Source organism: uncultured Hymenobacter sp. (genome assembly GCF_964242765.1).
Lineage (GTDB): Bacteria > Bacteroidota > Bacteroidia > Cytophagales > Hymenobacteraceae > Hymenobacter.
Genome location: NZ_CAXTBM010000001.1, coordinates 203,864 through 215,770 on the forward strand (window position 1 = coordinate 203,864; position 11,907 = coordinate 215,770).

Consider the following 11,907-nt stretch of genomic DNA (forward strand, 5'->3'; position numbering starts at 1 on the left):
TGGCTCCACTTGGCATGATGGTCTTCTCTTTCTTAGGGCGTTCTTATTGTAAGGTTCGGCAAGTATTTAGCCTGAAGATTTCAGCTTTGGGGCTTCACCTGCTTTATGGGCACGATGCTGTTCAGGTATTCCTCGATGTTGGTGTAGCCTTCTTTGCTGCGCACTTTGCTGGCATCGGAAGCATCTTTCGGGTTCAGGTTGTTCTTCTTTTCCCAATCATCGGGCATGCCGTCTTTATCAGAGTCCTTGTAAGGCGAGCCTTTGTACTCGGGGTAGCCGCCTACTTGGCTGATGTCGGTGATGATGCCTTGCTTGTAGGAGTCGATGGGGAGGCGGCGGTGCTTGAACTGCGTTTCGGGCAGCTTCACGCCTTCCTTGGCGTTGATTTTGCCGGTCCGAACCTGCTCCACCACCCGCGTATCCACCGGGTCGCGCTTGGGCAAAGTGGCCCCAGCATTTTCGAGCACGTAGGAAAATGCTTTTTCGGCGGGCAGAATGGTTAGGTCGGGCATGGGTAGCGGCTGCACCACTTTCATGTTGGGCGCGTATTGACCGGCATTGGCCATTTCTTCCACTTGTACGCCGCCGTCCCAGTTGTCGCGGGTTACTTTCTCGTTGCCTTCCACAATGTTGCCGGCCACATAGGCGCGGCCATACACCTGATATCCAAGCTTACTCCGGCCCGATTCAGGCTTGAGAATCCGGTAGCCGATGGGCGCACCTTTCGGGGTTAGCGGGCCGGGCTTGTAGTAGTTGTTGACGATGTTGTACATAGCCCGGTAGTCGCCGCCGTCGGTGGAGCGGTGTACCCAGTTGAAGACCACGTTGTTGGCGAAATTGAACACGCCAAACCAGCCAATAGACGGGTTGCGGCCCGCATTGTTGGCCCACAGGTTGCGCATAAACGTGCAGTTCTCGCCGCCCAGCGTGCTCCCGAAAGCGTGGTTCCAAGTATCGAGCGACTCCGCGAAAATCGAGTTCTGGATGGTGATGTTCACCGTCGGCAGCTTCTGCTCGGCAATGCCAGTGCTGTCGTTGTACATGTGCCGGTACATCGACATGTTTTCGTCGAGGCCCCAACTCGCCGACACATGGTCAATCATGATGTTGCCAATCGGGTTGCCACCGATGGCATCGTCGCGGCGGCCCACGTTGGTTTCGCCGCGGCGGAAGCGCATGTAGCGGATTATTACGTCGTGGGTGTTGATCCACACCGATTCGCCGGCCACGCATACCCCGTCGCCAGGAGCGGTTTGCCCGGCAATGGTGATGTAGGGCGCCCGGATGACGAGCGGGCTCTTGATGCGGATGATGCCGGCCACGTTGAATACCACGGTGCGGGCACCACCCTGCTCGCAAGCCTCGCGCAACGAACCGGAGCCGCTGTCGGCCAGGCTGGTCACCACGTACACCTTGCCACCCCGGCCGCCAAACGAATACGCCCCGCCGCCTTCCGCACCCGGAAATGCCGGGGTAGGTGACTGCGGCAAATCCACCGGCCGCGCCGCCCACGGAATGTAGGGCTTGCCCTGCCGGGCCTCCTGCTGAATGATGGGGTAGGCTTTAGCCCAGGCAAGGTCCGACTGCTTCCGCGCTTCGGCCATCATTGCGTCGCTGGCTTTCTGGATGTCGGGCGGGATTTGCGGATACTGCGCCAACGCAACCTGCTGCGTCGATACCAAAGCGGCTAGGGAGAAAAGGGAAGCAACGTGTTTTTTCATAAACCAGGTGGGTTTTTAACGGCAGCTAAGTAACGCCACAAAAGCGGCCGACACCTATATCATTTTCTCGACCCTCTGTAGGATGTTATCATGGATGAATGCCGAGGTATGCGCCACGCTTTCTTTCCTGGAAAAGGCGTATTGGTCACAGCAATGCCAGTTGCTGTTTTGAAGTCAAACACAAACACTACAACGGAAGGCAGAAGCGTGTTCCTAGCCCATCAACCAGGTGTTTAAGTTGAACTCCCCGGCTCGAATCAACCAGTCAATTAGGACGCGTATGTAAGTCTACAGTATACCCTGTTGAGTGGGCGGTAGCCAAAAAAGCTGTTTTTGGTGCCTATAGAACGGTCATGCTGAGCGCAGCCGAAGCATCTCGCTCGAATCGTTGAACCGACAAAAGGATTTATCACACTAGCGAGATGCTTCGGCTCCGCCAGCATGACCGTTCTGTTTTCTCGCTGCCCATACCCTGGTTTGCTGCACCAGAACAACAGGTTAAGCAATATGGAAAGGAACATCAAGACGCTTTTATTGACTGGTTTTTTCTGCTGCCAATACGACAAAACAATTGCCGAATAGCAAGCCAAGCGGGCGGTTTTGCGGATGGCAACATGCTACAACAGCGTGAGAATATTATATAAGCTAGCGGTGCAACGCCCAGGTATCTTTGATAACATCCGGACCTGCTGTCCGGCGGCCGATCAACCTACCCACCCCGCAGCGTGCCAACTACCCCCCGGTTGTGCGCCTGCAACACCTCGTAATACGAAGCCCCCATGAACTTGAGTGTATGGAAGTGTCTTGCTACTAGGTATTTTCTGTTGATTAACTGCCTGCTGCTAACTCAGGTCAGCGCCCAAGCCGCTCCGCCGCTCAAGCAGCCCACCCGCACCATTCTGCTGCCCAAAAACGCGCATTCCCGCGTGCAGTTCGGTGCTGCTCGGCTGGCAGCCAGCCTGCAAGCGGCCGGCTACGAAGTGAAAACCGTGCAGCAAGACAAACTACCCAAGAAAAGCGGGCTAATCGTGATTGGGCAGGCAACCGACGAACTGCTAAAGCAAGCCGCCGCCACGTACCATACCAGTCCGGCGAAAGAGCCCGGCAAAGAAGGCTTCACAATTGCCTCTGCCCCAAACACCACTGTCATCAGCGGCACCGACAACTCGGGGGTGCTGTACGGCTGCCTGGAACTGGCCGAGCAAGTGAAAACACTAGGCAAGCTCACCGACAACATCACCCTCACCGACCAACCGGAAATGGTGCTGCGCGGGGCGTGCATTGGGGTGCAGAAGCCCACCTACCTGCCGGGCCGCGGCGTGTACGAGTACCCGTACACGCCCGAAGCGTTTCCGTGGTTCTACGACAAGCAGCTCTGGATCAAGTACCTCGACATGCTGGTGGACAACCGCATGAACTCGCTCTACCTCTGGAACGGGCACCCGTTTGCCTCGTTGGTGCGCCTCAAAGACTACCCCTACGCGGTGGAAGTGGACGACGCCACGTTCAAGAAAAACGAGGAGATGTTCCGCTTTCTGACCGAGGAAGCCGACAAGCGCGGGATTTGGGTGATTCAGATGTTCTACAACATCATCGTCTCGAAGCCTTTTGCCGAGAAACACAACATCAAAACCCAAGACCGTAACCGGCCTATTGTACCACTCATTGCCGATTACACGCGCAAGTCCATTGCGGCTTTCGTGGAGAAGTACCCCAATGTGGGGTTGATGGTGGCGCTAGGCGAGGCCATGGAAGGAGTGGGGCAAGACGACGTGGATTGGTTCACCAAAACCATTATTCCCGGCGTGCAAGACGGCCTCAAAGCCCTCGGCCAAACCACGCAGCCGCCCATCGTGCTGCGCGCCCACGACACCGACGCGCCGCGGGTGATGAAAGCCGCCCTGCCGCTCTACAAAAATCTCTACACCGAAGCCAAATTCAACGGCGAGGCCCTGACCACCTACGAGCCCCGCGGTCCGTGGGCCGAGTTGCACCGCAGCCTAAGCCGCATCGGGACGGTGCAGATTGAGAACGTGCATATCCTGGCCAACCTGGAGCCGTTCCGCTACGGCTCGGCCGATTTCATCCAGAAAAGCGTGTTGGCTATGCACAACATCTACGAGGCTAACGGCCTGCACCTGTACCCGCAAGCCTCGTATTGGGACTGGCCCTACACTGCCGACAAAGTGCCCGAGCGCCTGCTGCAAGTGGATCGGGACTGGATTTGGTACAAGGAATGGGCGCGCTACGCCTGGAAAGCCAACCGCAACCGCCCCGCCGAAGTGGAGTATTGGGGCCGCCAGCTCGGCGAGATGTACGGCTGCAATGTGGAAGCCGGCAAGCAAATCCTGGAATCCTACGAGCAGGCCGGTGAAATATCGCCTAAGCTGCTGCGCCGCTACGGCATCACCGACGGCAACCGCCAGACCCTGACGCTGGGCATGCTCATGGGCCAACTCATCAACCCGAAGCGCTACGGCCTGTTCACGCTCCTGTATGAGTCGGAAGCGCCGGAGGGGGAGATGATTACCGAATATGCCGCCAAGGAAGCCAAGCAGGAACCGCACATCGGTGAAACGCCCCCGCAGATAGCTACCGAAGTGGTAGCGCACGGCCAAAAAGCCGTAGCCGCCATCGAGCGGGCCGCGCCGGCCATCACGAAAAACCAGGCGGAATTTGCGCGGCTCAAAAACGACATGTACTGCCAGGACGCCATGGCCAATTTCTACGCCGAGAAAGTGCAGGCTGCCTTGCGCGTGCTACGCTACAAGTACTCCGCTAACATAGCGGACTTGGAACAGGCCGTACCGTACCTGGAGCGCAGCATCGGGCACTGGAAGAAGCTGGTGGAACTGACTGAAGGCACCTATCTGTACGCCAACAGTATGCAGACATCGCAACGCAAAATTCCGATGCGCGGCGTGGACGGTACCTACAAAACGTGGGTGGAAATGCTGCCGGTGTACCAGAAAGAACTAGTGAACCTGCACCACAACATCGACTCGCTGAAAGCCGTGAAAACGGGCGCAGTGGCCAAGAAATCGGTAGCGCTATCAAGCGCATCGGTGACAATGCTTAGCAAAGCGGGCAGCTCGTACGCCGTTGCCACCAGCCAAGCGGCCTTCTCCGACACCACGGCTTTGATTACGGACCTAGCACCGGAGCTAGTGAAGTTGAAAGGCTTGCGCATGAACAAAGCGCAGCAAATCAGCGAAGGCACGGAGCTGCGGTTCACCACCACCAAGCCCGTGAAGCTGCTGGTCGGCTATTTCAACCAGAAAAGCCCCCGGTATCTACCGACGCCTCAACTGGAAACCGACGCCAGCGCCAACGACTACGGCCAGTCCGACATCAAGATTGCCAATGCCGTGGTGGTGCCGGGCATGCCCTCCGTGAACGTACACACCTTTTCCTTTAAAGCGGGCACCCACACGCTGAACATGGGCAAAGGCGCCTGCTTGCTCTTGGGCTTCGTGGATGCCAACCAGCCCATTCGCACCTACAACGCCGGCCTCGGCGGCGGGGGCGAGCAGGCCAAGGAAATAGACTGGTTATTTGAGTAAGAACTGCCGAAAGGCCTTAACCCCCACCATGCGGTTGCAAACCAAAGCCCTTCTCTTCTTCCTCGGATTTCTCGGCTGGCAAGCTCCCAACGCGGCTGTAGCGCAACAGCGCGCGCCCTTCGTGCTGACCACCGATAAGCTGCGTTCCAGCGTGGCTTGGTTCAATAGCATGGACCAGGAAACGGTCGTCAACCACGTGCCTAATGCGCAAGCTGCCGATTGGTTGGCCGAGCAAGTGCCGCTGTTTGAGTGCCCCGATTCGGTGTTGCAACAGACGTATTATTACCGCTGGTGGACTTACCGCAAGCACCTCAAGCAAACGCCCGACGGCTACGTTTTCACGGAGTTCATCACCCCAATGAACCACGCGGGCAAGCACAACACCATCAGCAGCGCCTTGGGGCATCACCTCAACGAAGGCCGCTGGCTACACGACCCGCAATACATCGACCAGTATCTGCGGTTCTGGCTATTCGCCGACCCCAAGCAGCCCAAACCCAAGCTGCACGCCTTTAGCAGCTGGTTGCAGGATGCCGTGTACAGTATGTATCTGGTGAACCCCAACAAGGCCATGGTGCAAGAGTTGCTGCCCGTGCTGAACGCCGATTACCGGCAGTGGGAAAAGGAAAAGATGCTGCCCAATGGCATGTTTTGGCAGTTTGATGTGCGCGACGCCATGGAGGAATCCATCAGCGGCGGGCGCAAGGAAAAGAACATGCGCCCCACCATCAACAGCTACATGTACGGCAACGCCAAGGCCATGACGGCTATGGCTAAGCTGGCGAAAAACGACACGCTGCAAACCAAGTATGCGCGGAAAGCCAAGCAGCTTCGTGCCGACGTGCAGCGCACCTTGTGGGACGAGAAGGGCACCTTCTTCAAAGTGCAATACGAAAAAGGTGGCCTCTGCGAAGCGCGTGAAGAACTCGGCTACATTCCGTGGTACTTCTCGCTGCCCGCCGACAAACCCACCTACGCCCAGCAGTGGACGCACTTAACCGACACAGCTGGCTTCCGGGCTCCGTGGGGCCTTACTACCGCCGAACGGCGCGCGCCCGGCTTCCGTACCCATGGCTCGGGCCACGGCTGCGAGTGGGACGGCGCCGTGTGGCCCTACGCCACCACTCAAACCCTGAAAGGCCTCGCCAACCTGCTCACCGAGTACAAAAACCAGGACGGCATGAGCGCGCAAGTGTACTATGATGAGCTGCGCAAATACGCGCAGTCGCACCAGAAAAACGGCGTGCCTTACATCGGCGAGTACCAGGACGAAAAGAACGGCGAGTGGCTAAAGGGCGACAACCCGCGCAGCAGCTACTACAATCACTCCGGTTTCGCCGACCTCATTATCACCGGCCTAATCGGCTTGAAACCCCGTCCCGACAATGTAGTGGAGCTATTTCCGCTGGTGCCACAAGGCAAGTGGGACTACTTCTGCCTCGACCAAGTACGCTACCACGGCCGTCTGCTCACGGTGCTCTGGGACAAAACCGGCACCAAGTACAACAAAGGCCAGGGCCTGCGCATCTTCGCCGACGGCAAAGAAATCTACCACGGCAAAGAACTGAGAAAAGCCACCGCCAAGCTTCCAAGCTGATGGTTGAATTCCCATTAAACCGTAGTAATAAGCGTCATTCTGAGCGTATGACGCATTCAGAACGGTCATGCTGAGCGAAGTCGAAGCATCTCGCTCGAATCGTTGCGTTTAGCATTGCAACATCAGCACGCGAGATGCTTCGACTTCGCTCAGCATGACCGTTCCGGGTGCTGTCCAGTATTAATGAATTAATATGAAACACCACTTCCTTCGTCTCAGTAGCCTTTGCTTGCTGCTCCTGCTTTGTGCTACAGCCGCACAGGCGCAGCAGTACTACAATGTGCTGAAATATGGCGCCCGCAACGACAGCACGAAGCTGGCTACGGCCGCTATCAAGAAGGCCATTGATGCGGCCGCCAAGGCCGGGGGTGGCACGGTGTACTTCCCGGCGGGCAAGTACCGAACCGGCCCAATTCACCTCAAAAGCAACATCACCATTGACATCGGCGCCGGCGCCGTGCTCTACTTCAGCGACAATTTCGACGACTACCTGCCCATGGTAGAGTCGCGTTACGAAGGCATTGATGTCAAGACGTTTTCGCCGTTTTTCTACGCCTACAAAGCCGAGAACATCACCATCAAGGGGCGTGGCACCATCGATGGGCAAGGCAAAAAATGGTGGGATTTCGCCGAGGGTGCCTCCCGCAAAAGCCAGGATTCGAAGTGGCAGCAGGAGTTCTTTCGCCTCAACGCTAACATCCTGAAGCCCGATCTGCCCGGGGTGATAGAGCGGGGCTTTTTGCGGCCGCCGTTCATCCAGCCGATGTACTGCAAAAACGTGCAGATTGAAGGCATTATCATTCGTAATTCGCCGTTCTGGACTGTAAACCCCGAGTTCTGCGAAAACGTGACCATCACGGGCGTCACCATCAACAACCCACCTTCGCCCAACACCGACGGTATTAACCCTGAGTCGTGCCGCAACGTGCACATCTCGAACTGCCACATCAGCGTCGGCGACGACTGTATCACCATCAAATCGGGCAAGGACCGGGCGGGGCGCAAGATGAACGTGCCGGCCGAAAACTACACCATCACCAACTGCACTATGCTCTCGGGACACGGCGGCGTGGTGATTGGCAGCGAGATGTCGGGCGGCGTGAAGAAAATCACCATCTCCAACTGCATCTTCGACGGCACTGACCGGGGTATTCGTATCAAAACGGCCCGCGGTAGGGGCGGGGTGGTCGAGGACATTCGGGTGGATAATGTGGTGATGAAGAACATCCGTGAGCAGATCATTGTGCTGGACATGCAGTACGCCAACTCCACGGCCGAGCCCGTCACGGAGCGCACGCCGCGGTTCCGTAACATTCATTTCAGCAACATTACGGCCGAGGGCAATCAAGCCGGCCTGCTGAGCGGCCTGGCCGAAATGCCCATCGAAAACGTCACGTTCAGCAACATGAACATCGATGCCAAGCAGGGCTTCACGGTGAAGGAGGCGCGCAACATCGCCTTCCACAACGTGCAAGTGAACCCTGCCGCTGGCCCCGCCGTGCGCGCCGAAAACGTGCAGCAGCTCTGGCTCGACGGCATCCGTAGCGCCATGCCCTCCACCGCCACCCCACTTCTGGAGCTAACCAACACCGAAGACGCCTTCGTGTACAACTCGTTTCCGGCCGCCGGCACCGAGACCTTCCTAAAGCTGAAAGGCGCCAAAACCCGCAACATCGTGCTGCAAAACAACAACTTCAAGTACGTGAAAGCCCCGGTAAGCCAAGACGAAACGGTGAAGGAAAAAGTAGCAGTGAATTGAACGGTGTAGAGACGCGTATTCGCGTCTCGGTGTTGCTGACATTGTTTATAATGAAGGACTTGAGTCGTTCAGCGCCAAGACGCGAATACGCGTCTCTACACCGTTCAAAATGCCATCTTAGAGCCCCATCCATGCTCCACCCCCGCCTCACCGTTCTTCTTGCTTTGTTGTGCTGGCTTATGGCTGGCATTTGCGCGGGGCAGCAACCGTTGAGGCTTTGGTACGCGCAGCCGGCCGCGAAGTGGACCGATGCCCTGCCGATTGGCAACGGCAGGCTAGGCGGGATGGTGTTTGGTGGGGTAGAGCAGGAGCGGATACAGTTCAACGAAGCTACACTTTGGACTGGCCGGCCGCGCAACTACAACCGTCTTGGCGCCGCGCAGTACTTGCAGCCCATCCGGCAGTTGCTCGCTGAGGGCAAGCAGGCCGAGGCAGAAGCCTTGGCCGCGGAGCATTTCATGGGCGTGAAAGACCATGAGGAAGAATACGACGCCCAAAAAGCCGCGTGGCTCAAACAGGTGCAAATTACCACCGTAGCCGAAGCTGCGGCTACAACCCACGCGTGGCAACCACTGAAGTTGCCCACACCTAACGGTTGGGAAAGTGCCGGCCTAGAAGGACTGGATGGGGCCGTGTGGTTTAAAACCACCTTCGAGTTACCTGCGGCTTGGGCGGGCAAGAACCTAACGCTCAGCCTAGGCCGCATCCGCGACGTGGACGTGACCTACGTGAACGGCAGGCAAGTCGGCACCGACGAAGGCATCAGCAAGAAGCGGCGCTACCAAGTGCCCGCCGCCGTGTTGCGACCCGGCGTGAATCAGTTGCTGGTGCAGGTGCTTAATTTCTACGACAAAGGCGGCCTGATTGGGGTGAAAGAGCAGCAACCGGTGCTGGTGGTGTACCCCGAGGGCGCCGACCCGGCTACCGGCGTGCCCTTGAATCCGGCCTGGCAGTATTGGATACAGGACGACAAGCCCCCGTTGTTTCCGAGCTTTCAGGCTTCGTACCAACCCTTTGGGGACGTGCTACTGGATTTCGTGCAGAAGGGTGCCGCCATGGAGTACCAACGGGAGTTAGACATCAGCCAAGCCGTGGCCCGGACGCAGTACAAACAAGGCGGGGTGACGTTCACCCGAGAATACTTCACCAGTGCCCCGCGCAATGCCCTTGTTTGCCGGCTGACTGCCGATAAAAAGGGCCGCATCAGTTTGAACGCTCAGCTGCAAAGCCCACACAAAAATCAGAAGGTATACCGCGTTGACGACCACACACTGGCCTTGGCCGTGCAAGTGCGCGACGGAGTGTTGCGCGGCGTAAGCTACCTGCGCGTGGAAACCACACGCGGCAAGGTAACAGTGACCAACGATCAACTTAAGGTGGAAAATGCCGACGAAGCTACTTTTGTCTTAACAGCGGCCACCAACTTCGAGAACTATCAGCAAGCAAATGGCCAGCCCGAAAAGCGAGTCGAGCAAACTTTGCGCAACGTCAGCGGTAAGTCCTTCGCCGACCTCAAAACCGAACACATCCGCGACTATCAAGGGCTATTCAATGGTTTTTCCGTTGACTTGGGGCACAGCCAAAACGAGAAGCTGCCCACCGATACGCGGATCAAGCAATTCAGCTCTGCTGCTGACCCGGCGTTGTTAGCGCTGTACATGCAGTATGGGCGCTATTTGCTGATTTCGTCGTCACGGGCAGGTGGGCAGGCGGCCAATTTGCAAGGCATCTGGAACGAGTCCTTGACGCCTTCGTGGGGCAGCAAGTATACCACCAACATCAACCTGCAAATGAACTACTGGCCGGCCGAAGTCCTCGGGCTATCGGCCTGCACGGCGCCGCTCATGCAGCTTATCAACGAAGCTACCGCGGCCGGTAAAGTCACGGCCAAAGAGCACTACAATGCCCGCGGTTGGGTGCTGCACCATAACACCGATTTGTGGCGCGGTACGGCGCCCATCAACGCGTCCAACCACGGTATTTGGGTGACGGGAGCGGCTTGGCTGAGCCAGCACATTTGGGAGCATTACCAGTTCACGCACGACCAGGAGTTTTTGCGTGAGCAATACCCCATGATGAAGGAGGCGGCCACGTTTTTCCTGGATTTCCTGGTACACGACCCGCGCACCGGTTGGTTGATCAGCACGCCTTCCAATTCGCCCGAGCACGGCGGCCTGGTAGCCGGCCCCACCATGGACCACCAGTTGATTAGGGAGTTGTTCAAGAATTGCAGTGCCGCCGCGCAGGCCCTCGGCACCGATGCCGATTTCCGGCAGGCCCTAACCGAAAAAGCCAGCCAGATAGCCCCCAACCAAATCGGGAAGCACGGGCAGCTGCAAGAGTGGCTGGAAGACAAAGACGACCCCACCGATACGCACCGCCACGTTTCGCACGTCTGGGGCGTGTTTCCCGGAACCGATATCACCTGGGATGCCAACCCGAAACTGATGCAAGCAGCGCAAACTTCCCTGACGCAACGCGGCGACGACGGCACCGGCTGGAGCTTGGCTTGGAAAGTGAACCTATGGGCGCGCTTCAAAGATGGCAACCACGCCCTACGGATACTGGAGAAGCTGCTCTCCCCGGCCGAAAACGCCACGGGCAGCGAGCAGGGCGGCGTGTACAAAAACCTGTTCGACGCCCACCCGCCTTTCCAAATCGACGGCAACTTTGGTGGCGCGGCCGGCATGGCCGAAATGCTGCTGCAAAGTCACGCCGGCTACCTCGACCTATTGCCCGCTCTCCCCACCACCTGGCCCGACGGCACCATCCGCGGTCTGCACGCCCGCGGAGGCTTCGTGGTGGATATGCAGTGGAAAAAAGGCGCGTTGCAACAGCTGGAAATTAAATCAGAAGCGGGACAAGAGTGCGTGTTGCACTACGGCTCTAAGCAACTGCGCTTCCCAACCAAAGCCGGCAAGACATACAAGTTGACTGCCGATTTGAAGTTGATTTAGACCAAGATGAAGCATGCGAATCATGCCCCATCAAACTAGAAACACCCCATAACAACGGTCATGCTGAGCTTGCCGAAGCCTCTCGCGTGGTGTCGTTGTACAGATGCCGTTGCCAAAGTAACTGTCATGCTGAGCGCAGTCGAAGCATCTCGCTCGAATCGTTGCAGCGACAAAAGGCTTTACCACCCTAGCGAGATGCTTCGGCTGCGCTCAGCATGACAATACCTTCTTCAGCGTCAGCACGCGAGATGCTTCGACTGCGCTCAGCATGACTTGATGCTTCGGCAAGCTCGGCAGGACGTTCTAGGTG

The 11,907-nt window shown here is 57.6% G+C and carries 5 protein-coding genes; 4 read left to right on the plus strand and 1 reads right to left on the minus strand.

What is annotated here, in order from left to right:
* Positions 1-80 precede the first annotated feature (80 nt).
* Positions 81-1,721: a polysaccharide lyase family 1 protein gene (locus ACFE7X_RS00715; RefSeq protein ID WP_375433729.1), complete on the minus strand. Its 1,641-nt coding sequence runs from the start codon at positions 1,719-1,721 to the stop codon at positions 81-83.
* An 824-nt stretch (positions 1,722-2,545) separates the two neighbouring features.
* Between ACFE7X_RS00715 and ACFE7X_RS00720 the strand changes: the two genes are divergently transcribed.
* The 4 genes from ACFE7X_RS00720 to ACFE7X_RS00735 all read left to right on the plus strand — a co-directional run bounded on the left by ACFE7X_RS00720 (position 2,546) and on the right by ACFE7X_RS00735 (position 11,597).
* Entirely contained in the window at positions 2,546-5,284 is a 2,739-nt protein-coding gene (locus ACFE7X_RS00720) for a hypothetical protein (protein WP_375433730.1), read from the plus strand.
* A gap of 28 nt (positions 5,285-5,312) precedes the next feature.
* A complete protein-coding gene (locus ACFE7X_RS00725; RefSeq protein ID WP_375433731.1) occupies positions 5,313-6,881 on the plus strand; it encodes a glycosyl hydrolase family 65 protein in 1,569 nt (522 codons plus the stop codon).
* Positions 6,882-7,074: 193 nt separating this feature from the next.
* The gene (locus tag ACFE7X_RS00730; RefSeq protein ID WP_375433732.1) at positions 7,075-8,640 is read left to right on the plus strand and encodes a glycoside hydrolase family 28 protein; all 1,566 of its coding nucleotides are present in this window, start codon (positions 7,075-7,077) and stop codon (positions 8,638-8,640) included.
* Between the two features lie 131 nt (positions 8,641-8,771).
* Complete coding sequence (locus ACFE7X_RS00735; RefSeq protein WP_375433733.1) at positions 8,772-11,597, plus strand: glycoside hydrolase N-terminal domain-containing protein; 2,826 nt, start codon at positions 8,772-8,774, stop codon at positions 11,595-11,597.
* Positions 11,598-11,907 lie beyond the last annotated feature (310 nt).